Here is a 23726-nt window from a genome sequence, read left to right as displayed (position 1 = left end):
TCAGACCCCTCCCACACCGGTGATCCGGTCCCGGTAGAGCTCGAAGATCTCCGCCCGCCGCGGCTTGAACTGCGAGGTCAGCAGCCCGTTGTCGATACTGAACCGCGGCTGGGCGATGACCACGCGCGCGATCTGCTCATCCGCGGCGGCCTCGGCGTTGGCGCGCGCCACGTGCTCGGCGATCGCCGCCTCGTCCACCGGTCCGGCCGCCGGCGAGACCACGGCGACCAGCCGCGTCTGGTCCGGGCAGAAGACCACGCACTCCTGGATCGCCGAGCCGCCGCGCAACCGTTCCTCGATCGGGCGCACGATCACCTTGCGGCCGTTGTCCAGCACGATCGTGTCGTCGGCGCGGCCCTGGATGTACAGGAAGCCGTCCCGGTCGAGGTAGCCCACATCCCCGGTGCGCACCACGTCCCCGGGCAGGAACATCCGCTCGGACTCCCCCGGCGGCGCGTACTCGTACCGGTCGTTGACCGGGTACTCGCTGTGGATGCTGATCACGCCGTCCTGGTCGAACAGCACCTTCTTGCGCGGCAGGACCCGCCCGACACTCCCCTCCCGATGTGCACCGGGATGGTTCTTCGCCACGATGCAGGCCTCGTTCAGCCCATAGCCCTCATACAGCGGCAGCCCGGCGTCATCGGTGAAGAACCGCAGCATCGCGGCGCGCGCCGGTGCCGAGCCGGTCCACAGGTAGCGGATCCGGTCGCCGAACAGGTCCTGAGCGGCAGAGCGCACCGCTGTGGCGCCATCCTCAGCGCCGGCGCGCCGTGCCTGCCCCTCGATATGCGCCATGGCGGCCTCGTAGAACGCCGGAACGCCCATCACCACCGTCGGCCGGACCTGCCGCAGCGACGGCAGCGCCGCCTCGTACGTGCTGACCGTGACGTCGTGGCCGTAGAACAGCGCGGAGTAGACCCAGAACCGCTGCTGGAGCAACGACAGCGGCAGGAAGACGAACAGGTTGTCGTCCTCGCCGTGCTGGAACAGCTCCTGCACGGCACTCACCGAGCTGTCGATGCTGCCGGCGGTGGCGGCCAAGCCCTTCGGCTCGCCGGAGCTGCCCGACGTGAACTTGATCGTCGTCGGCTCGTCCGGCGTGAACCCCGGCGCCGGTATGACCGGCGCGGCAACGGCCGGCTCAGCAGCCAGCGCGGCGACCTCGCCGACGGACCGGATCACGCCCTGCGCATCGCCCTCGAACGGCCGGTCGGTGAACAGCATCTTCAGGCCGTACTTGGCCGGCAGGGCTTCGAGCTCGAACTTGCCGGGCTCGAACCCGGCGGTGACCGCCTTCAGCCGCAGCGCGGCCAGATCAAGCAGCACCCACTCAAGACTGTTCGCAGCCAGGATGCCGAGCCGGTCGCCCGGACCGAGGCCGAGCGCGGCCAGGCCGCCGGCCAGCCGCCCCGCCGCCTCGTGGAGCTCCGCGAGGTCCATGGACTGCGCGGATCCGAGGCGGACAAAGGAAATCTGATGGCCGCGCGCGACAACACCACCGGCAGCGTGGTTGATGACCGGGTCGATCATGACGCCCTCCTCGCAGCCTCGACATGAGCCGCCATGGCACGCACCGTCTGCATCTCGTGCATCCGCTCCAACGTGATCCCGATGCCGAACCGCTTACGCACCTTGGTGAGAATGCGCGCCGCAGCCAGCGACTCCCCGCCGAGCTCGTAGAAGTCGACCTCCGGCGGGATAGAACCTTCGGGCAGCCGCAACACCGAGGCCCATATGCCGGCCAGCTCTTGTTCGAGCTCTGTGTTCGCCGTCGCCGTCGCCTTCGCCGCACCGCCGCTACCCGATCCGGCGCCGGACGGCGCGGCAGCGAGCAGCGCAGCCCGGTCGACCTTGCCGTTCCGGGTGAGCGGCAAGCTCTCGTGCCACACGAGCACCGAGGGCGTCATGTACACCGGCAGGTGCTCGCCGAGCCGGGCACGAATCGCCGCGACATCAGGATGCTGATCCCCGGCCGCGACCACATGCGCCACCAGCCGATCCCCTGACACCAACGCGTCCGGCGCATCCGGCGCATCCGGCGCATCCGGCGCACCGGCCTGGCACACCACGACCGCCTCCTTGATCTCATCGATCGCGGCCAGGCGCGTCTCCACCTCGCCGGCCTCGACGCGGTACCCGTTGACCTTCAGCTGGAAGTCGCCCCGCCCTTGAATCGCGATCTCGCCGTCGGGCAGGTAGCAGCCGAGGTCGCCGGTGCGATACAGCCGCACGCCCCGCCGCTCGTCGTCGAAGAAGCGCTCGGCGGTGCGCGCCGCATCGCCCCAGTAGCCGCGCGCCAGACCAGCCCCGGCGGCGCAGATCTCGCCGGTGACCCAGTCCGGAGTGTCCAGACCGTCGGCGTCCAGGATGTACGCCTGGTTGTTGGCGTTCGGCCGGCCATAGGGGATGCTGCGCGAGCCGTCCTCCTCGCGGCCGACCGGGTGCGAGATGTTCCAGATCGTGGTCTCGGTGGGACCGCCGAGACAGATCACGGACAGGTCGTCCTTGAGACGCCACAACCTCGCCGGAAGCTCCGGCGGGATCCGGTCCCCGCTCATCATCACCAGGCGCAAGGCGCCCAGCGGACCGTCCTGGCCGGCCTCACCGGCCGCGGCCTGCTCACCCAGCAGCGCCACGAGCGCCGGCACCGAGTTCCACACGGTCACCCCGAACTGCGCGCACAACGCCAGCCAGTGCGCCGGATCGGCAGCCCGGTCGGCGTCCGGCAGCACGATCGCAGCACCCGCGGACAGCGCGCCGAAGACGTCGTACACGGACAGGTCGAAGTTGAACGCGCTGATCCCGAAGAACCGATCCCGCGCCTCGACAGCGAATCGCGCGTTGCAGTCGGCCACGACGTTGGCCACGCTGCGGTGGCTGACCATGACTCCCTTCGGCTCACCGGTCGTCCCGGAGGTGTAGAGCACGTAGGCGAGGTCGTCGGGTCCGGAGCCGGCGGGCAGCGCCGGCAGGGACTCCCCGTCCGCGGGTTCGGTCGCGTCCAGCGCCAGGACGTCGGTATCAGGCTCCTGCCATCCAGCGTTGGTCAGGACGCACCGCACGCGGCCGTCGCGCAGCATGTACCGCTTGCGCTCCTCGGGCAGCGCCGCGTCAATGGGCAGATACGCAGCGCCGGCCAGCAGCGTCGCCAGGATCCCGACGATCTGCTCCGGCCCCCGCGTCATCACCAGGCCGACGAGCTCGTCCCGCCCGACCCGACGTGCCTGAAGCCAGGCCGCGGCCGATCGTGCACGCCGGGACAGCTCGCCGTACGTCATCGTGCCCTGAGACGTCAGGACGGCCGTCGCATCCGGCGCCGCCGCGGCCCGCGCCAGGAAGGCATCCGGCAGCCGGACGTCGTCGGGTCGCGGCCGCGCGGTGTCGTTCGCGACCCGCCGCCGCTCGCGTTGTGCCTCGGGAAGCAGATCGAAGGTGGCGGCGTTCCAGGCGTCCTCGTCGAGCAAGCTGTCGAGCAGCGTCTGGTACCCGGCGACCATGTCCTCGACCAGGCCCTCGGGGAACAGCCCGTCCACCGCGTCGAACTGGACGGTCACCCCGCCGTGCTGCTCGAACGCGAACGTGTTGAGCCACAGCTGCGGCGTCTGGCTGCTGGTGGCGACTTCCGGGCCGAACAGCTCCAGCGCGGAGCCGTCGACGTCGGCCTGCACGTACCCGATCGCGCTGTTGAACGTGTACGGCATCTGCGCCTGCCCGGCACCCGTGCGGCGCCCGAGCTCCCGCAGCACCTCGATCCCGTTGAAGTGCCGGTGGTCGAGGTCCCGACGCAGCCGGGCCTGCAACGCCTTGGCGCGCTCCTGGAACGTGAGCTGCCGGTCGATCTCGACTTCCACCAGCAGCGTCTCGGAGAAGTTGCCGATCGCGTGGTTGATGCGCGGGTGGATCGGCGGACGGTTGGCCACGGTCGTGGTGAGCGTGAACCGGTTGCCCGCGCCCCAGCGGGCCAGCGTCTCGGAGTAGGCCGCGAGCAGCAGCACGGTCGGGGTCAGGCCCAGGCCGGCGGCCCGCGACTTCACCGAGGCCCAGGCCGCGGCGTCGAGCCGCGCGGAGTACTGCGTGAACCGGGTCACCGCGATCGCCGAAGGGCTGGTCCGCAGCGGCAGGTCCGGATGCGGCGCCAAGTCCTCGATCCGATCGAGCCAGTAGGTCCGCGACCGCTCGGCCGGAGCACGGGTCCGGGCCTTCTCCAACGCGGCGACGTAGGCCTCGAACGACGCCTCCTCGCCGGAATAGGGCTCGGTCTCGGCCCCGCTGTAGGCGGACCACCACTCCCGGAAGAACAGGAACATGCTGATGCCGTCCATCACCAGGCCATCATGGCCCACGTGCAGCACCATGCGGTCCTCGGCCAGCAGCGTGACGTCCGCGGCCACCATCGGCGCCCGGTCCGCCGGCAGCACCCGATGCGACAGCTCCCTGCGCAGCGCGAGACGGCGCACGATCTGACGCTCCGCGGACTGTCCGCGCAGGTCCAGCCGACCGATCCGGATCTCGGCCGACTGCTGCTCGATCTGTCGGCCGTCAGCGGTGAACCGCGTACGCAGCATCCCGTGCCGCGCGACCACCGAGCGCAGCGCGCCTTCGAGCCGCTCCAAGTCCCAGCAGCCCTCGATCTCGTGGTAGACGTGGCTGGCGACCCCGCCCAGCTCGACCGCGTCACCGCGCCCGATCAGATAACCGCGTTGCAGCGGAGTGACCGCGAAGCCCTCCGGCTCAGGCGGCTGGCTGAGGTAGCCGACCAGCTCCGGCTTGACGGCCTTGATCCGCCCGACCAGCTCCGGGTCCATCCGTTCCTTGGGCCCCTGCAGCCGCAGATCGGCCCCCGAGACGGTGACGCTCAAGCCGCGGGACTCGATCTCGGCCAGAACCTCCGTCACCTGGCTCACGCCGTCACCTCCGTGACGAGCTCGGCCCGCGCCTCCGGCGAGAGTTCGCCGTCCAGGAACTCGGCCAGCTCGGCGACGGTCCGCTCCCCCAGCAGGACCTCCACCGGTACGTCAACGCCGAGCTTCTCCAGGAGCTGATATTGCAACGCGATGGACTGCATGGACTCCATGCCGAGCGCCACGAGCGTGCTGTCCACGACCGGCGCGTCCGGCGCCAGAACCAGCGACTCCCGCACGCGGTCGCCGAGCCAAGGCAGCAGCGCGGAGCCCGCCGGCATCTGCGACCTCTGCGACACCGCCGGCTCGCCGAAGTACACCTGACCGGCCAGGTCGATCTTGGTCCCGGCCGCGACCAACCTCACCTGCTCCGGCCAGCGCTCCGGCTCGGGCACGTCCAGCGCGGCAGCGAGCCGACCGGCAAAGCGCGGCATCACCGGCGCGGCGGCGACCGCGAGCAGCTTCGCCGCTGCCAACTCGAGCGCGATCGCGGTCCGCGCCTGGTCCTTGCGAGCTGCGATACCCGCGGCAGCGCGCTCGGAGTCGCGGAACGCCACGGTGTCCCGCACGATGCCGTCGAGGGCTTCGGCGGCCTGCCGCAGCGAGAACCCGTCCTGCCCAAGCGCCCCACTCACCTCGGCCAGACGCATGCCGAGCCGCGCGAAGAACGCCGTGTGCTCCGGCTGCCAGATGCCCGCGTCGGGGACCACGCCGCCGTACTCGTTCACGACGCGCGTCCCGAGGTCATCGAGCCATGTCTGCCAGACGCCGATCAGCGTCTCGTTCAGCGTGGCGTCGTAGTCGGCCGCCGAGTAGTTGGTCCGGCGGCTTTCGGGCCGGGTGCGCGCGAGGTGGAAGCGCACCGCGTCCACGGTCTGCGGATTGAGGACGTCCTTGCCCCACACGGCGTGGCGGCGGCTGGTGGAGAACTTGTCGAAGTCGAGCTCGTAGAACTCGTTGAGGTGGTAGTCGATGTCCGGCGCCCAGCCCGGGTACGCGAGCTTGTACAGCGCCGGGGTGAGGATCGCGTGGTAGAAGCTGTTGTCGAAGCCGAGGAAGTGCACGATCTTCCAGTCGGCCCGCGGCTCCTGGGCGCTCCAGTCCTCCCCGGTGCGGCGGCCGATCGCCTCGATGCCGTACAGGAAGCGGTAGGCCATGTCGATCCAGACCCAGATGACCTGGTCGTCGTCCGGCGCGTCGGCCGGCCGCGTGCCCCACTGCCCCGGGTGCGTGATCGCCAGGTCCAGGCTCTCCCGCCGGGCCAGGCGGTCGGCGAGCTCCAGGACCCGGGCCGGGACCCGGCCCAGGCGGTGGGCGACGGCGATGTCCGGCATCACCTCGTGCAGAGCCAGGGAGTACCGGGTGAGCTCGCCGACGCGCGGCTCGGCGTCGGAGTCGGCGGCGCGCGGGGCGACGAGGTCGGCGCAGATGTTGGGCTCGCCGCACTCCTCGCACATGTTCCCGCCGGTCGGGCTGCCGCAGGTGGGGCAGCCGCCGGAGACGTCGGGCTCGTAGAGGTAGCGTCCCGTGGCGCCGTCGAACAGCGCCGGGCAGGACCGGCGATCGACCGCCGGGGACTTCGCGACGCCGGCGAAGAAGTCCTGCACGCCCTGCGTGTATCCGGGGTCTGCGTTCGACACGGTGTACTGGTCGACGCTGATGTCCATCAGCTTGTGGGTGGCCAGGATCTCGGCGCTGTAGTGCGCCGCGGTCTCGGCCGGGGTGCGTCCCTCGCGGCGTGCGGTGGCCTCCACGTAGCTCTGGAAGTCGTCGCTGCCGGCGATGTGCCAGGCCTGCGCGCCGATCATCCGCTGATACCGGACGAACACGTCGGCACCCAGATACGGCCCGGACAGGTGCCCGAGGTGCAGGTCCCCGTTCGGCGTGGTCGGCGAGGAGAAGACGAAGACCGGCCGGCGGTCGAAGGAGCGCCGCCCCGGTGCGACGGCGGCGCGCGCGGCCCGGTCGGGGTTGCGCCAGTAGAACGTGGCGAACAGCAGGTCCTGCGCTCCGGTGTTCTCCAGATGGTGCGTCTCGAAGGGTTCGAACTGGATGACGCTGCCCGGGTTGACCTGCCGCCGCTCGGAGTTCACGATCAGATCGCCGTGCCCTGCGACGATCACGAAGGTCTCGATCTCGTCGTGCTGGTGCGCGTCGGACCGGCCGCCGGGCGCGACGCGGCCCCAGCCGCCGCCGACGCCCCGCTCCTCGATCGGCCCCAGGTCCATCGAGCCCATGTCGATTCCGAACGCTTCGTGCAGGGCTGCGGCATCGTACTCGTTGATGATCAACTCTGGCTCCAATGCCTGGTGGAAGGGGGAAGCGTGGGAAGCTTGAACAGCAGGCCGGCCGCCTCCGAGGCGATCGCCGGGGCCAGCCGGTAACCGGAGCCGTTCGCGGCCCCGGCGAAGACGATCCGTCCGGCCTCGTCGAGCGCCTGGACGCGGGGTTCGCGGTCCGGGCTGTAGGCGTCGCAGAAGACCCGGCCGGACGTCGCGTGCTCGGCCAGGGCCGGGGCGAGCCGGCCCAGCAGGTTCCGCGCTTCGCCGAGCACGGCCGGGGACAGACCGTCGTGCAGGGTGTCCGGGTCGACGTCCCACTCCTGGCAGGTGTAGCTGAACAGCCAGTGGCCGCGGTGGGCCATGGGGAGCAGGAAGGCGTCGTCGTCGGCGAAGTAGCGCACTCGGTCGCCCGCATCAGGGCTCTGTTCGACGTGCAGGGCGGCGATCTTCTTGACGCGCAGGCCGAGCGGTTCGACGTAGCGCCGCCAGGCAGGTGCCTTGATCCACGGTCCCGGCGCCAGCACGGCGTGGTCGACGTTCAGCGTCTCGCCGGTGCCGAGTTCGAGTTCGACGCCGCCGCTGTCGGACTCGATCCCGGTCACCTGCACGCCTTCCCGCACCCGAACCCGCGGCCGCAGGTCACGGACGAGGGCCCGGACCAGGGAGTCGACGTCGGCGTAGTGGCAGCCCTCGACGTGCTGCGCGCCGGCGCCGGACGCCTCGGCGACGACGGTCATGTCCACCGGGTAGATGGGAAGGTCGGGACGGGATTGTGCGAGCTGGTCGTAGTAGTCGCCGCTGACCTTGGCCATCCCCCGGATCCGGTCGGTGGCTCCGCTCGGGATGGACAGGCCGGCCGAGCGCCGACTGGCGCCGGAGCCGACGGCGTCCCGCTCCAGCAGCACGACTTCGGTCTGAGGGCTGCGCGCAGGCTTTTCGGCGGCACAGATCTCGCGGGCGACGAGGCAGCCGAGGATTCCGCCGCCCACAACAGCGATGCGCTGCCTCTGCTCACGCATCGGATCAGCGTCCTTCGATCGGCTGGGCCGGGACTTTGGAGTTCCACTCGATGAAGGAGCTGTGCTGGTGCTCGTGGCTGCTGCCCATGATCCGGTCGAGGATGCGCTGGGCCCGGAAGGCGAGCAGCGACAGGTTAGGGTCGGCCAGTCCGCGCTGGCTGCGGGTGTTGTTCTGGATGAAGACGTGGTGGCCGGGCGGGCCGTCCCAGACGGCGGCATAGTGCTGGTCGACCCGGATCTCGCCGCTGTCGGGCTCGCGCTCCAGCCGGCCGGCCAGCGGGGCCAGGAAGTCGGCAGAGGCCGGCCGGTAGCCGGTGGCCCAGACGACCGTGTCGACTTCCAGCACCTCAGGGGCCTGCGAAGGGTTGTTGTGCTTCAGGGTCAGCTGCCAGGGAGCCGTGGACGTGCGCTCGGTCTGCACCACGTGGCGATCGGGGTAGAGCGCGACCAGGTCCGGCGCCCCGGACAGGAAGCGGTGGTGGTAGACGCGCTGGTAGATGGCCCGCAGCGTCGACTCCGAGACGCCGTCGCTGGTCAGTACGTGCTCGGCGGTGAACCGGCCGCGGGTCGCCGGGTCGAGGCCGGCGAAGTGGTCGGAGAAGCAGGGCATGTAGAAGTCGTTGGTGAACGGCGAGTCGTCGATGGGCAGGTAGTTGGGGCGCCGGGAGATCCAGGTCACGCGGCGCGGGAGCCGGTCGTGCGGGCGGGAGATCAGGTCCAGGAAGGCCTCGGCGCCGGACTGTCCGCCGCCGACGACCGCCACCCGCCTGCCCGCCAGGCCGTCGGCGCGGGGGATGAAGTCGGCGACGTGGAACTGGCTCTCGCCGAGGTGCTCGCGGGCGTGCTCCGGCACCCACGGCTGGGTGCCGACGCCGACGACCAGGTGATCGGCGCTCACCATGCCGGAGTCGGTGTGGATCCGGAACACCGAGTCGAACTCGACCGAGGTGACGGTCCGCCCGAAGGCGATGTTGGGGTTCCGCGCGGCGGCCCAGGCCAGGTAGTTGCGGAACTCCAGGCGCGGGACCTCGTCGAACTGGGCGTTCAGGTAGTGGTAGGCGCGGCCCTTGGCGTGCAGGTAGTTCAGGAACGAGAACGAGTTCGTCGGGTCGCTCAGGCTCACCAGGTCCTTCAGCATCGACACCTGCAACGTGGCGCCGGGGATCTGCTGCCCGTCGTGCCAGCCGAAGGCGGCCCGGCGCTCCAGGAACAGGTTCTTCAGCCCCGGGTGCGGGTGCAGGAGCGAGGCCAGCGAGAGATTGGCCGGACCGACACCGACGCCGACACATGCGTAGTGTGCGGACCCATCAACACTATTTGACGTCACCGGTATGGTCCCCGTTCGAAGGCGAATCAGGTTTCGAACAACAGGGTGGGGACCGGTTCCTTCAAACCTCCTACACTCTGCCTTCTGCGACCGTTCGATACCGGCGGACAGCGGGGTCTGGCTTATGGATTTTCGGCTCTTGGGACCGTTCGAAGTGCTCGACGACGAGGGAGAGGCGTGCCGTATCCCGGAGGGGCGGCTTCGGACGCTGTGCGCGGTGCTGCTGGTGCACGCCGACACCGTCGTCTCGGCCGGCTCGCTGGTCGCGCACATCTGGGGCACGGACGCCCCGCAGCGGCCGCGCGACGCCCTCCAGGTGCTGGTGGTGCGGCTGCGCAAGTGCCTGGGCAAACAGGTCGCGGCACGGATCGCGACCGTGCGGCCCGGGTACGTGTTCACCGTCGAGCCCGGCGAGCTCGACGTCCAGCGCTTCGACGACCTGTACCGCGGCGGCATGGCCGCGCACGCGCGCGGCGAGTGGTTGCAGGCCGCTGAGATGCTCGGGCAGGCGCTGGTGGACTGGCGCGGCGAGCCGCTGTGCGACGTGCCGGGCGACCTGCTGGCGGTCGAGACCGTCAACCCTCTGCTGGAGATGCGGCTGGACGCGAGGTGCACGCGTCTGTCGGCCCGGCTCGCGCTGGGCCACCACGCCCGGATCGTCGGCGAGCTCAGCACGCTGGTCGAGGCCTGGCCGCTGCGCGAGCAGCTACGCTGCGACCTGATGCTCGCGCTGCACCGCTGCGGACGGCGGGCCGACGCGCTGGCCGCCTACCAGGCCGGGCGGCGGGCGCTGGTGGAGGAGCTGGGGATCGAGCCGGGCGAGGGGCTCAGGACCCTGCATCACGCGATCCTGGCGAACGATCCGAGTCTGACGTGGACCGGGAAGCCGCCCGCGGCTGCCGGCGGCGAGCGGTCGGTGCGGAACCGGCCGGACAGGTCCGTCGCCGAGTCCGCCCCGCCTCCCGCGTCGCAGTCCGCTCCGGTCACGGCGAACCCCGCACCGGCCTCGGCCCCGGTCCCGGTCCCGGCGCTGGTCGCGACCCCGCCGAGCGCCGCAGGGGTCCGGATCATCCCGGCCCAACTGCCCGCGACCACCGCGGACTTCACCGGCCGGCAGGCGGCGGTGGCGGCCCTGACCACCCTGATGACCGGCGGTTCGACGGCCGGGAGGGTGGTGATCTCCACCATCTCCGGCATGGGCGGCATCGGCAAGAGCGCCCTGGCCGTCCACGCGGCCCATCAGTGGCGTCAGGACTTCCCGGACGGGCAGTTGTACGTCGAGCTGCGCGGCGCCACCGCACCGCGCGATCCATCCGACGTCCTCGTCGACCTGCTGACCGCGCTCGGCGTGCCTCCTGATACCGTGCCGCCGCAGCTGGATCAGCGTGCGACGTTGTATCGCAGCGTTCTGGCCGGGCGGCGGTTCCTGCTGGTGCTGGACGACGCGCGCGACGCGGCGCAGGTGCGTCCGCTGCTGCCCGGCTCGGAGGGGTGCGGCGTGCTGGTCAGCAGCCGGTCCCGGCTCGCCTCGCTCCCGGGGGCGGTCCGGTTCGACCTCGGCGGTTTCCAGGAGCGAGAGGCCCGCGCGCTGTTGACCTCGATGATCGGCGCCGAGCGGATGGCCGCCGAACCCGAGGCGGCAGCGAGGATTCTGGCCTCCTGCGCCGGTCTTCCGCTGGCGATCCGGATCACCGGGTCGCGGCTGGCGGCGCGGCCGTCCTGGAGCTTGCGGGATCTGGCCGACCGGCTGGCCGGCGCGCATCGGCTGGACGAGCTGGAGGTCGAGGACGCCGCCGTGCGGGCGAGCTTCCAGGCCAGTTACGACGCGCTGCGGGCATCCTCGTCCCGGTCGGACAAGGCGGCGGCCAGAGCGTTTCCCCTTCTGGGCTTGTGGGTGGCGCCCGATCTCAGTCTGGAGGCCGCGGCAGCGCTGCTGGGTGTGTCCAGCGTGCAGGCCGAGAAGGCACTGGAGGCGCTCGTCGACGCGCAGCTGCTCGAAAGCCGGGTCGCCGACCGCTACCGGCTGCATGATCTCATGCGCGACTACGCCGAGACCTGCGCCGAGGACGATCTGTCGGAGCAGGAGCGCACCACAGCCCTAGACAGAATGCTGAATTGGCACCTGCACAGCGCCGACAAGGCGACGCGGCTGCTCCCCCCGCTGCGCAGACACCTGGACCTGGTGCCTCAGAAATCGGAGATCATTCGTTCGGCTTTCCAGCGTGGCCATGGGTTGCCGGGCCTGCTGGGCGACCCACTGGCCGGTCGGATGCGCGGCTACGCCCAAGATGTGCACGTGGCGCGTCTTCGCCTCCGTCACGAACAGGACGTAGAGCCGCTCGAGCGTGACCGTGTCGACGGGGAACAGATCGGTGGCCAAGGTCCCGTGCGCTTGTGCCGTGAGGAAGGTCCGCCACGCGGTGTCGGCACGCATCGGCGCGGGTGGGATCCCGCGCTGCTTCAGGATCCTACGGATCGTGTCTCCGCCGACGCGGTGGCCCAGACGGTGTAGCTCGCCCTGAATTCTTCGGTGGCCCCAAGCGCGAGTATCTCAACGTGGTCCGCCGCGTCGTTACGCGCGGAGCAGCGCGAGCCAGGCATCGACCGCTGGTCAAGTGGGGCAGCCGTCCGCATCGTTTGCCAGTTCGGGGTTGCGGTTGCAGCGCGGCTAGCGGCGCCACGCAGCGTCGTCTGCTCGCCGCGAGTACGCAAGTGCACCGGCACCGGCACCGGACGGAGCGCATACCTCTACTGGCGGTAGCGGCGTTGCGGCGGACACCGGATCCACGGGCGCCGAATGTTCGGCGGCCGCGAGGCCCGACCTGGGCGTTTCGTGCTACGGATAAAGCGATCTAGTTCGCGGTCCGCCGGTATCTCCCGGGCCCCTTGGTGCACTCTGTTACTGACGCTGTAGGGCTCGGGCGGTCGGCTGGAGGGTGGCGCGCAGATGGTGATCAGTTTTCGCCGCGATCAGGATCGTCGGGGGCGGTTGGGGAGTCTTCGGACGAGGACGTGGTCCGGGCCGACGGACCCGGTCTGGCTGCCTCAGGACGTGCTGGACCGCCACGGGGCCAGGATTCTGCGCCCGACCACGGCCGTCACGTTCGCCGGGGCGCCGACTCCGCTTTCGACGATCTATCGCAGTGCTGTGCTGCAGGTGCCGAACAGCTTCTTCGAGCCGGGGAACCGCCTGGTCCTGGCGCGGCTCAACGAGGTCCTGGCCGCGGTCGGCTACCGTCTGGCCTTCGAGCGGGTCCGGCCGCTGGCCCACGCGGTGCCCGATGTGCTGCGGCGCCACCAGCCCCACTACCCTGACGTCCATCGGCGGGTGCGGATCGAGGTGGTCGCGGGGGCCCTCGCGCGGTCCGTCGACGCGTGGCTGGCGTTGCAGACGCTGCGCGCCGCCGTGCTCGCCGAGCCGGATCTGCGGGATGCCGTCAGCCGGATCGAGCTGGAACACCTGCTGGTCGGCGCGGTGTCGTTGGTCGGCGATCCGTCGACCGAGGGGCATCCCGCCACTGAGGGGCAGCCGTCCACCGAGGGCCACAGCGGCGGCTGGTCGTACTCGCGGGCTGGGAGCGGCGGCCGCGCGCCGGTCGACGTGATCGCGCCCGCGCCGCGTCGTCGAACCCTGAGCCAGCTCGGCGGCCGGCGGCCGACGGTCGCCGTCCTGGACACCGGGATCGGGCCGCACCCGTGGCTCGACTACTCCTCAGACCTCTACGACGACGGCTTCGTGCTGGTGGATCCGGCGATCCAGGCGTTGCTCGTCGCCGCCGAGGCCGCTGCCGACGTGCCCGAGCCGCTGCCGGATCCGGTGGAGGGCCCCGTCTACGACACGCCACTGCTCGGCGAGCTGGACACCCATTCCGGGCACGGGACATTCATCGCGGGCATCATCCGCCAGGCCGCGCCCGACGCCCGGGTGCGGAGCATCCGGCTCATGCACGACGACGGCGTCGTCTACGAGAACGATCTGCTGGTGGCGTTCGCGGAACTGCTGGCTCAGGTCCGCTACGCGCAGGCCGGCGAGGGGGACCCCGAGCGGTTCGTCGACGTGGTCTCGCTGTCCGCCGGCTACTACTCGGAGAACGCGGACGACGTCGCCTACACCTCGCAGCTCGCTTCGATCATCGGCCAGCTCGCGGAATGCGGCGTGTTGGTCGTGGCCTCGGCCGGGAACGACTCGACGGACCGCCCCTGCTACCCGGCCGCGCTGCCGCCGGGCGCCGGCAACGTCCCCGTCGTACTCAGCGTCGGAGCGCTGAACCCCAACGGCAGCAAGGCCTTCTTCAGCAATGACGGCCCGTGGGTGCGCTGCTGGGCCACCGGTGCGGCGGTGATCAGCACGTATCCGACGACGTACGACGGCAGCGAGGGCGCGCTCAACTCCCTCGCCGAGGTCAACGGGCCCGGACTGCCGCAGCGCCGCGAGACGATAGATCCCGACGACTTCCGGTCCGGCTTCGCGACGTGGAGCGGGACTTCGTTCTCCGCGCCGCTGGTGGCGGCAGCCCTCGCCGCCGCGGTGCTGTTCGAAGCCGAGCGCGATCCGGCGGTGGGCATGGAGCATCTCGACGCCTCGCACGCGATCACCCGGGGCGCGCGAGCCCTGCGCACGGTCGGCGGGTGATCGCGTGACGATACGGACTGCTCCCGACGGGATCGGCACGGGCACCGGCGCGGGTGCGGCGGCCGAAGTGGGCCGGACGGGCCAGACGGGCCAGACGACCGACGCGAGCCAGACCAGTCAGAGTCAGGCAGGCCTGACAACACTGACAGGCGAATCAGGGTATTCAGACAAAGTGCGACAGGCGGATGGCAACGCGAAAACCGAGCCGGCCCAGGATCGCGCCGAGCGCCTGGGCGGTCTCCTCAGCCGAGCACAGGCCGGCGACCGCGAAGGCCTGCACGAGATTGTCGCCGAGCTGACGCCCCTGCTTTGGCACATCGCGCGCGGCCAAGGGCTCGTCCACAACGACGCCGAGGACGTCGTGCAGTCGGTGTGGCTCAGCCTGGTCGCGCGCCTGGCGCACATCGAGACGCCGGCCGCGCTGATCGGCTGGCTGGTGACGGCGACGAAGCGCGAATCGTGGCGGCTGGGCAAATCCCTGGACCGCACCCGGTCGATCGGCGCGGAGGAGCTGGCCGGACTCGTCGACCCCGCCGAGCCGGCCGAGGAGCGGGTGATCGCCGAGGAGCGGCTGCGGTTCGTGCGCGAGGCCCTGGAGCGGCTGACCCCGCGCTGCGCCGAGCTGCTGCGGCTGTTGGCCGTCACCGACCGCCCCAACTACGACGCGGTCGCGCAGTCGCTGGGGATGCCGCGCGGCTCCGTCGGCCCGAATCGCGGGCGATGTCTGGCCAAACTCAGAGCCATCCTCCTGGCCGACACCCGCTGGAGCGCCCTGTGTCCCTGACCGAGGAGCCGAGGCCCGCCGGCGCGGACGACCCGATCGACGAGATCGACCTGGCGATCCTCGGCGATGTCAGAGCCCTGTACGAGGACGCCGACCCGGTGCCCGCCGGACTCCTCACCCGCGTCGCCTTCGCCCTGGACCTCGCGGGCCTGGAGGACGAGATCGCCCGGCTGGAGGCGTCCAGCCTCGAAGCGGTCGGCGTCCGAGGCACCGAGCAGAGCCGGACGATAACGTTCGACAGCGAGAGCCTCACCATCGTGGTGCAGGTGAGTCCGTCCGGCGACACCATGCGGGTCGACGGGTGGCTCGCCCCGCCGGCCGTGCACCATGTGCGGCTGCGGACCGGGGAGAAGGACTTCCACACGTCGTCCGACGAGCTCGGCCGATTCGTCTTGGTGGACGTCCCGCACGGTCTCGTTCAGATCGCCGTGGAGGCGGAGGACGGCGCATCGCCGGCTGGCGGGCGTACGGTGGTGACCCCGGCCGTCGTACTTTGACCGAGTGATGGACGGAGCAAGACCGAGCTATGACTGATGCGCTCCGTGCGAGGCCGTCGGCGCTGGTCGAGGCGGGTCGACTGCACCGGCTCGGCGTCGAGGCGGCCGCCCTCGGCCGGCCTGCGGTGGCGGCGCGTCATCTGCGCAAGGCGTTGCGGCTGCTCGGCGTCCCGCTCGGCGCCCGACCGGTGGCGGCATGGGAATCAGCCCCCTCACCCGACCGCGACGTCGTCGCCGCGAGGATCCTCACCAGCCTGGCACACGCCGAAGCGGAGCAGGGCCGCACGTCGCTGGGGTTCGCGCTGCTCGTGCGGTGCGAGCCGCTGGTGGCGTCCGCCGACCGCGGCAAGTTCTTCGGCCAGCGGGGGCTGCTGCTGCTCCGGACCGGCCGGGCGCGGGCGGCGCTCGCGGATTTCGACCTGGCCGTCGGGCTGATCGACGCCGAGCGGGAGCCGGTGGAGATGGCCCGGGTGCTGCTCAACCGGACCGTCGCGCGGATGGAGACGGGCGCCTTCGCCGGCGCACGGTCCGACTCAGAACGCTGCCTGGAACTGGCGCGGGCGGCCGACCGGCCGCTCCTGGCGGTGAAGGCTCTGCACAACCTCGGATGCTGCGACCTCATCGTCGGCGACGTGCCGGCCGCACTGCGGACGATCGGGGAGGCCGCCGATGGTTTCGCGGTGTTGAGTCCTTCGTGGCGGCCGGTCGCCGTCGTGGACATCGCCAGGGCTCTGCTTCTCGCCGGCCTCGCCACGGACGCGGCTGCCGAGTTGGACACGGCGATCGGGCTCTTCCGGGGCCAGCGGATGAGTCAGGACCGGGCCGAGGCCGAGGCGGTGCGTGCTGAGGCGTCGCTGCTCGCCGGAGACGCCAGGGCGGCGCGAGAGTGGGCTCGATCGGCTCGTGCGGGATTCAGGCGGCGTGGCAACGCCTCGGGTGCGGCCGCCGCCGAGCTGATCGCGCTTCAGGCCGCTTATCAGCTCACTGTGTTCTCTGGCACGTCGGTCGCCGGCGGAGGCAGTGTGGCCGGCGATGTGGCGGGCGTCGCGTCGGCGGCTTTCGCAGAATCGGTCACCTCCAGGTCGCCGGCCCGACTCGCGGCCCGCGCCTTCGATCTGGCCGGACGCCTTCGCGAGTTGGGCCTGGGCCACGACGCGACAGCCGCCGAACTGCTCGGCATCAGGGCGCTCGTCGCTGCCGACCGCGTCGCCGAGGCCGCTCGTCGCGCACGAACGCTCAGGACTCCCGGCAGAGCCGTCCCGCTGGATGTACGGATGCTGCGATACCTGACCCTCGCGGAGCTGTCATCGGCAGCCGGCGAGCGGGAAACGGCGCTACGCACGCTCCGCTCCGGCCTGGCCGTCCTGTCACGGCACCGTTCGCGGCTGGGCAGCGTCGACCTCCAGACCGGCACCGCGGCGCTCGGCGTCGAGGTCGCGGCGGCGGGCCTGGCCCTGAGCCTGGTGGACGGCAAGGCCGCCGAGGTCTTCACCTGGTCGGAGCTGTCCCGGGCGCAGGCACTGCGGATAAAGCCGGTGCGTCCTGCGACGGACCCCGAGGTCGCTGCCGCGGTGGCCGAACTCCGGCAGCTCGAATTCGGGCGACGGACGGCCGTGATGGCGGGCACCCCGGCTGATCCGGCGTTCAACGGCCGCCGAACCGCCCTCGAACGGCGGATCCGGCAGAGCGCGTGGCCGAGTCCGGGCGCGGGTTCGTCCGGCAAGGTGGCGGGTCTGGACGAGACGGCCGCGGCCCTGGCGCCGTCCAGACAAGCCCTGATAAGCCTTTTCCGGCAGGGCGGGACGCTCTTCGGCCTCGTGGTCACCGACACCGAGCGCCGGGTGCTGCCGCTGGGCGGCGCGGCCGAGACGTACGAGACGGCTCGGCGGCTGCGTGCGGACATCACCGCGCTGGTCGGAAGGCTCCTGCCCAGCCGGATGGAGAAGGCGGTCACCGAGGCGCTCACCGCGCACGCGACGCAGCTGGACGCGCGGCTGTTCGGACCGACGATGCTCGGGCTGATCGGCGACCGCGAACTGGTCGTCGTTCCCTGCGGACCGCTGGCCGCGCTGCCCTGGCAACTGCTCCCCGCGCTTCGTGGACGTCCGCTGACGGTCGCGCCGTCGGCGACGAGTTGGCTCGCGGCTCATCGGGCCAGAGCCGTGAGCGCGCCGGCGGCATCGAACACTGCGACACGCCATGCCGACGACGCGGCTGCCGCGACCGCCCGGAACCACCTCGCCCTCACCCTCATCGCCGGCCCCGGGCTGCGCGAGGCGACCCGCGAACTGAACGCCATCGCGTCGCAGTACCCGGACTCCACCACGCTGGACGGCGCCCACGCCACCGTCCAGGCGACCCTCCGGGCCCTCGACGGCGCCCCGATGGCCCACCTCGCCGTCCACGGCCGCCACGAACCGGACAACGTCCTGTTCTCCCGCCTCGAACTGGCGGACGGCCCCCTGATGGCCTACGACCTGCTCCACCTCGACGCCGCCCCGCGCCACGTCGTCCTGTCGGCCTGCGACGTCGGCCACGTCTCGATGCGTCCGGGCGAGGAACCCCTCGGCCTGGTGACCACCCTGCTCCACCTGGGCAGCTCGACTGTCGTCGCGGCGTCGGCCCCCGTCGGCGACGCCGCCACCGCCGAGGTGATGGCCGCCTACCACCGCCATCTCCTCGCCGGGAGCACGCCGTCCCAGGCTCTCGCCGCCGCGACCGGGCCCAACCCGATGGCCGCCTTCACTTGCTTCGGCGCCGGCTGATCGGCGCCGGCGTGAGGAGCGCCAGAAGACCGGCGCTGCTGACCTATGTGTGGGTGCTGGTGGCGGGTGCGGTTTGTTTGTGGGTTGACAGTCAAAGGCGTTTTTTGACGGCTTCGCCTAAGGTTTGGTGACCTCGCTGGGTAGCGCAGTTCGGTGGTGTGCTGCGGGTGGCGCTGGCGGCCGGCGGTGTTGCTGGGCACGACCGCGCGCGGGTCCGGGTCACTGCGCATGCGTTGCGTAGGCGGCGATCGTCGGGCGTGGTGGGTGCCTGAAGTCAAGGGCAGGCGCCTCCGGCGGGGGCACTCGAGACTCTGAGGGATCCCCAACCCCCCGCGTCGGCGGCGGCCCGAATGTTGGTCGCCGAGTCCCGGATCCCTCGTCGCTGACGTCGCCCGGAGGGAACCATCCCGGCCTGGCGGGGTAAAGCCGGATCACACGCTGCTGTGGTCAAGTTTCGTCCGGCTTGACCCCGCCAGTCCGGGCTGGTTGTGCAAGCACCGCCGACAGCGACGAGGGATCCGGGACAACCCCACCTGTGGGAAGGATTCCCGCATCTCGGGCACGCCACGTCACCACCCGCAGGTGTACGCACCCGAGTGGACCATGTCCACACCACAGGCCGGGGTTGTCCCGGGTTCCCCGTCGCGTCGGCGGGCGCCGCCAAGCTGACCGGGCCGGTGGTGTCAAGTCGCACGCGACAGCACCACAGCAGCAGGGGTCCGACTTGATACCACCGGACCGGTCAGCTTCCATCAGGCGACGACGCGACGGGGAACCCGGGACAAAGGCGACCACAAGCAGTGTCCGGCAGCAGACAGCGCGACCCCCCCTCCCCGGAGCGAGTGCCGCTCGCCGCGCAGGCGCCGCCGGAGGCCCTGTCTTTGACTTTCAGGCACCCACCACACCCGGCCGCCAGCCGCCAGACCAAACGCGTGCGCAGTGACCCGGACCGGTGCGCGGTCGTGCACACGAACAACCGCCAGCCGCCAGCGCATCCCCAGGCACACCACCGAACTGCGCCACCCAGCGGATCCTTCTTAAAGCCCTGCGAAGCCGTAAAAAGCTCTTAAAACCCACCAACAAACCGCACCCGTTGCACCCACCACACCCCAACCACCCACACCCACACATCAAGAAGGGGCGCCGGAAAAACCACCCCCGAACATGTATCCAGCCCCCGCGCCGCCGCACTGAACCCATGTAGGGAGACGGACCGCGGGCGGACTCATCCGTCCGGCTCGGCCGTAGCAACAGGGGGGTGTGGCCTCATGCCGGGGCATTTCACGCACGTCTACACAGCTCGCAGGCTCGCTGACTGGCTGGAGGGCCAGGAGAGCTTCAACCCGAACGACCAGGCCGGGGCGACCGACGGGCCCGGCGGGGCCGTCACGGCTCTGACGGGCGCCGACGGCCTGACGCCGAAGCACTGCGGCGAGCTCATGAAGAAGTGGCCGAAGTACACGAACGTCGGCGCGATCGGCCCCGACCTGTTCTTCTTCTGCCAGGACTACTCCAGCGGGCCCCTGGCCGAGTTCCCGTTCCAGGACGACCTGATCATGCTCGCGATGTCGGTCTACTACTGGATCGACCATGCCAAGGACGAGGATTGGGAGCCGCTGGTCGTCATCTTGGCCGAGGTGGACCAGACCTTTGCGAAGGTCGTCAGGTTCCTGATCAAGCTTCGCAAGATCTGGGCCGACTTCATCGCGGTCTGGGACGCCACGGTGGGACCGATCGTCGACACCGCCGTGAACCTGCTCGACGACTTGTCCGGCGGCGTCATCAGCGCGGCGGCGACGGCGTGCAGCGAGCTCGTGACCGCCCTGGTGAAGGTCGCCGAGGAGGAACTGGTCACGTTCACGGACGTCTTCTCCTGGTTCTCACTGAAGATGCGGGTGGGCTGGGACGAGCAGGCGTTCGTGTGGAGCGACATGCTCCACTACCGCAAGACCAATCAGATGGCGCAGAACCTGCTGGCCGAGGCCAAGCGGCAGTTCGCCCAGGACGGCGACCAGGACAAGCTGGAGCAGTTCCAGGCGTTCGCCCTGGGCTGGATCGCGCACATCGGCACCGACGTCATCGGCCACTCCTTCGTCAATGAGCAGGCCGGCGGCCCCTTCCGCACGCACTGGCAGCGCCACCACGTGGTCGAGAACCACATCGATGCCTGGAACTACCGGCAGGCCCGGACGGACGGCACGGGCACTCTGCCCGCCGACGACCTCGCGGCCGACGACGTGTACCCGGACCTCGGCCGTTCGGCCTTCGTCTACGCCGTCGCGCTGGACGAGGACCACCCCAACGGATGGGAGCGCCCTGCGACGCTGCCGGACGACGCCGCGGCCGCGAAGGCCGCCGTCGACCAGGACGGCTTCATGCCCCAGTGGCTCGCCGACGGCATCGTCCGCGCGCTCATCGCCACCTACCACGACGACGGGTTCCCCGAGCCGGCCAACCTCGGCGGCAGCACGTTCCAGAACGGCATGGGCACGGTCCGGACGACGCTCGAACAGCTCCTCAACGACGCGGGCATCACCCTGAACCAGCCGCTGGACGACGTGCTCGCGGCGGTCGCCCCGACGCCGTCCTTCGACGTCCCGCCCGGCTACCCGCTGCCGTGGGAGGTGCAGACCTCCTACCGCTTCATGATCTCGTACTACCGCCTCGCGTTCTGGTCCGGCTTCGACCTCGACAAGCCCCGCAAGCCCGACGTCGTCGAGTGGCCTCCGGCTTCGGACTTCACGAACCTGGCCAGCCCGCCCGACTTCTCCGGCGTCGACAGCAGCGACCCGATCGAGGACGTCTGCGCGATCCTGCTCGCCCTGCTGACGTGGCTCTTCAAGGAGGGCGAGGCGATCGTCGACCTCGGCGGCGACCTCGTCAAGACGATCCTCAGCCCCGGCACCTACCCGGTGCGGTGGGCGCTCTACCAGCTGGCCATGTACGCCTGGGACATCGTCAACAACACGCACGAGGTCCTGGCCCACATCGGCTTCGAGATCCCCCACGGCGAGCTGCGGTACCCCGACAACAACGAGCTGCGGCAGCCGAACGAGATCGACGAGAACCTGATCAAGCTGGGCAGCACGGTCGACAACGCGTTCCTGCAGGCCCTCGCCGACGCCACCGATCCGTTCGGCCATCTGGACCGGGACCCGTCGCTGATCGTCGAGCCGACCAACCCGCGCAACGACCGCTACCCGCTGTTCCCGGTGCGCCCCAAGCAGGACAGCGGCGACGCCCCCAACGAGTTCCGCCGCCCCTGGGCGTATCCGGTCATCTCGCGCCGCGACGACAACAGCGTTTACGCGACGCCGACCGAGACCTCGGACGTCGTCGCTGAGCTCGACTACGCCGGAGTCAACGCTCGGCTGAGCGCCGAGATCCTGGCGGTCCTCGGCAAGCGCGCCGGGACGACGGTCAGCGGTCCGTACCCGACCGGCGTCACCCCGGACCAGGTGCTGTTCCGTACCGACCGGCCGATCACGCCGGCCCAGCGCACGGCGTACGAGAACGCTGTCACGCCGGCGCACACCGACGCGATCAACGAGTCGGTGATCGGTCGCGACCCCGGCACCGACCACAGCCCGCTCGGCGACCCGATCCCGTTCGCCGCCTACCTCATGGGCCGCATCGTGGACCCCGACGGCGGACCGGTGGCCGACTTCAACCTCGACGCCGACCGCGGCTACGGCTACCGCTGCTGGGACTGGATCCGCGGCTCGGAGGTCGGTCACGACCACCGCGGGGACGCGTTCCAGCAACCGGTCGCGCAGCCGGAAGGCAGCCCGACCTGGCAGGGCGCTCCTCCGGACGCACCGCGGCAGATACCGGTGCAGCTGCACTACTTCGACGGCCTGCCGATCCCGGGAGGACACCTCCCGATTCCGGGACCGGTCCCGGGCATGGCCGCTCCGCAACCCGCCGGAGCGACAGCGGGTGGCGCGACGGCTCCCGCGCAGCCCGCGGGGGCGGCACCGGCCGCAGGCGCGGCACCGGCGGCCACGGCTGCCGCGAACCCGAACCAGCCGCTGTGGAAGCCGGCTGAGGACACGAACGCACAGACGCTCTTGACGAGGAGGCCGCCGAAGTGACCACGAACGATCTGCCGAAGATCGCCGCGGCCGCGGTCGCGGCCCAGCGCGGCACCGAGCCCCGCGACACCGGACCCCGCGCCATCGAACCCTGCGAAGCCGGAGCCGACGTGCGCAGCGACGCGATGAGCCTGGTGCGCCAGGCCTTCGACCTGGCAGCCGACGTCATCGAGGGCACCGCGGGAGGGTGCGGCTGCGGTTGCGGCCGATCAGTGCCCTGCCGGCCCGCCCGCGCGAACTGCTCTCACTGCAACCGCCATGGTTGCGCAGGGACCTGCGGCGGCGACTCGGGCGGCGGTACCCCCGGCGGCGGTACCGGTGACGTCCCGGGACGGCCGGGTCGCGTACCGGGAACCGTCAGCGGAGGCCCGTACGGCCACCCGATCACTCCGGGCGACCTCGGCTCGCTCCAACCGGGGAGCCTCAGCCCCCTGCCACCGACGGTCTGGCCGGGGGTGCGCAAGAACCTCTACCTGCCGTACCTGCTCATGCGCGGCAACCCCGGCGACACGGGAACCCGGCCGCTGGACGTGTTCTGGGAGAGCCCTGACGTCTACATCCTCGCCGGAGTCGCCCCGGACCTGGCCCCGCCGATCCCGCCGCAGCTGGGGCAGGTCGCCCTGGCCGGCCAGGACAACACCGTCTACGCGCACGTGTGGAACCTGGGCCGGGCACCGGCCAACGAGGTGATCGTCGAGTTCTACTGGTGCAACCCGTCGCTGGGCTTCAACCCGGTCGGGGCGCACCTGATCGACACGGCCGTCACCAACCTCGGCGCGCGCGGCGCCGGCGACTGCCACAAGGTCGTGAAGTGCCCGACGAGCTGGCGCGCGACCTACGCGAACGGCGGCCACGAGTGCCTGCTGGTCCGGATCTGGGACGTCACGGCCGACCCGATGACCACCCCGGAGTGGGACGCGCGGGTCAACCGCCACCTCGGACAGCGCAACATCCACGTCGTCCCCGCCGTCGGCGGCAACGGCGCGCTGCCGCTGAAACTCTCGGTCGGCCAGCTGTTCGGCCAGAACGCCGACATCGCGGTCGCGCGGCACGCGCCCACGACGATGCCCTGGCTGCAGCTGCACGGCGGGGTCCGTGGAGTCTTCCCGACCCAGGCCATCGGCACCGGCGCGATCACCCTCGCGGCCCCCGGGCAGATCGGCACTGGCGCAGCGGTCCAAGCCGCCGGCGACGGCGCGCAGGTCGTCTTCGCCACCGGCGACCAGACGCCGCCGCCGGGCCAGGCCCAGGTCTACCGGGTGACCGCGAGCCAGGGCGGCCAGGTCATCGGCGGCTACACGGTCGTCCACACGGGCTGACGGCCCGGCGCGCCCTGATCCGGGGCGCGCCCCAGTACGGCGCGGCTCGTCCGCTGGCCCCCGTCCGGCAGGCGGGCCGCGCTGCTCAGACTCTCAAACCTG

General features: G+C 71.1%; 12 protein-coding genes. 7 read left to right on the top strand and 5 right to left on the bottom strand.

The window, feature by feature from the left end; genetic code table 11:
• From ABH920_RS32410 to ABH920_RS32390, 5 genes are read right to left on the bottom strand one after another with little or no spacing between them, the layout of a single operon-like run.
• The gene (locus ABH920_RS32410) at nt 1–1533 is read right to left on the bottom strand and encodes an AMP-binding protein (protein ID WP_370353023.1); all 1533 of its coding nucleotides are present in this window, start codon (nt 1531–1533) and stop codon (nt 1–3) included.
• Nucleotides 1530–4907: an amino acid adenylation domain-containing protein gene (locus tag ABH920_RS32405; protein WP_370353022.1), complete on the bottom strand. Its 3378-nt coding sequence runs from the start codon at nt 4905–4907 to the stop codon at nt 1530–1532. Before ABH920_RS32405 ends, ABH920_RS32410 begins: the two co-directional genes overlap by 4 nt.
• Complete coding sequence (locus ABH920_RS32400; RefSeq protein WP_370353021.1) at nt 4904–7195, bottom strand: class I tRNA ligase family protein; 2292 nt, start codon at nt 7193–7195, stop codon at nt 4904–4906. Before ABH920_RS32400 ends, ABH920_RS32405 begins: the two co-directional genes overlap by 4 nt.
• Complete coding sequence (locus tag ABH920_RS32395) at nt 7192–8205, bottom strand: NAD(P)/FAD-dependent oxidoreductase (protein ID WP_370353020.1); 1014 nt, start codon at nt 8203–8205, stop codon at nt 7192–7194. Before ABH920_RS32395 ends, ABH920_RS32400 begins: the two co-directional genes overlap by 4 nt.
• A 4-nt stretch (nt 8206–8209) precedes the next feature.
• The gene (locus tag ABH920_RS32390) at nt 8210–9532 is read right to left on the bottom strand and encodes a lysine N(6)-hydroxylase/L-ornithine N(5)-oxygenase family protein (protein WP_370353019.1); all 1323 of its coding nucleotides are present in this window, start codon (nt 9530–9532) and stop codon (nt 8210–8212) included.
• A gap of 139 nt (nt 9533–9671) precedes the next feature.
• Here ABH920_RS32390 and ABH920_RS32385 point away from each other — a divergent pair, with 139 nt between their 5' ends.
• The 7 genes from ABH920_RS32385 (at nt 9672) to ABH920_RS32355 (ending at nt 23624) form a co-directional block, all read left to right on the top strand.
• Nucleotides 9672–12044: a BTAD domain-containing putative transcriptional regulator gene (locus ABH920_RS32385; RefSeq protein WP_370353018.1), complete on the top strand. Its 2373-nt coding sequence runs from the start codon at nt 9672–9674 to the stop codon at nt 12042–12044.
• A 435-nt stretch (nt 12045–12479) separates the two neighbouring features.
• Nucleotides 12480–14165: a S8 family serine peptidase gene (locus tag ABH920_RS32380; RefSeq protein WP_370353017.1), complete on the top strand. Its 1686-nt coding sequence runs from the start codon at nt 12480–12482 to the stop codon at nt 14163–14165.
• Between the two features lie 172 nt (nt 14166–14337).
• Nucleotides 14338–14949, top strand: coding sequence for an RNA polymerase sigma factor (locus ABH920_RS32375; RefSeq protein WP_370353015.1), 612 nt, complete (start codon nt 14338–14340; stop codon nt 14947–14949).
• On the top strand, nt 14940–15446 hold the full coding sequence (locus tag ABH920_RS32370) for a hypothetical protein (protein WP_370353014.1): 507 nt from the start codon (nt 14940–14942) through the stop codon (nt 15444–15446). The genes ABH920_RS32375 and ABH920_RS32370 overlap by 10 nt, the downstream gene beginning before the upstream one ends.
• Nucleotides 15447–15475: 29 nt before the next feature.
• Complete coding sequence (locus ABH920_RS32365) at nt 15476–18211, top strand: CHAT domain-containing protein (protein WP_370353013.1); 2736 nt, start codon at nt 15476–15478, stop codon at nt 18209–18211.
• Nucleotides 18212–19479: 1268 nt separating this feature from the next.
• Nucleotides 19480–22305: a zinc dependent phospholipase C family protein gene (locus ABH920_RS32360; protein ID WP_370353012.1), complete on the top strand. Its 2826-nt coding sequence runs from the start codon at nt 19480–19482 to the stop codon at nt 22303–22305.
• The gene (locus ABH920_RS32355; RefSeq protein ID WP_370353011.1) at nt 22302–23624 is read left to right on the top strand and encodes a hypothetical protein; all 1323 of its coding nucleotides are present in this window, start codon (nt 22302–22304) and stop codon (nt 23622–23624) included. The genes ABH920_RS32360 and ABH920_RS32355 overlap by 4 nt, the downstream gene beginning before the upstream one ends.
• The last annotated feature ends 102 nt before the right edge of the window (nt 23625–23726 follow it).

Source organism: Catenulispora sp. EB89 (genome assembly GCF_041261445.1).
Classification (GTDB): domain Bacteria; phylum Actinomycetota; class Actinomycetes; order Streptomycetales; family Catenulisporaceae; genus Catenulispora.
Note: the sequence above shows the minus strand (reverse complement) of the source record. Positions and strands in the feature narration are given on the sequence as shown.

Bases quoted from the DNA above. Each gene is read 5' to 3' on its own strand.
- ABH920_RS32410 (WP_370353023.1), bottom strand. From the start codon at position 1,533: ATGATCGACCCGGTCATCAACCACGCTGCCGGTGGTGTTGTCGCGCGC.
- ABH920_RS32395 (WP_370353020.1), bottom strand. From the start codon at position 8,205: ATGCGTGAGCAGAGGCAGCGCATCGCTGTTGTGGGCGGCGGAATCCTC.
- ABH920_RS32380 (WP_370353017.1), top strand. From the start codon at position 12,480: ATGGTGATCAGTTTTCGCCGCGATCAGGATCGTCGGGGGCGGTTGGGG.
- ABH920_RS32365 (WP_370353013.1), top strand. From the start codon at position 15,476: ATGACTGATGCGCTCCGTGCGAGGCCGTCGGCGCTGGTCGAGGCGGGT.
- ABH920_RS32360 (WP_370353012.1), top strand. From the start codon at position 19,480: ATGCCGGGGCATTTCACGCACGTCTACACAGCTCGCAGGCTCGCTGAC.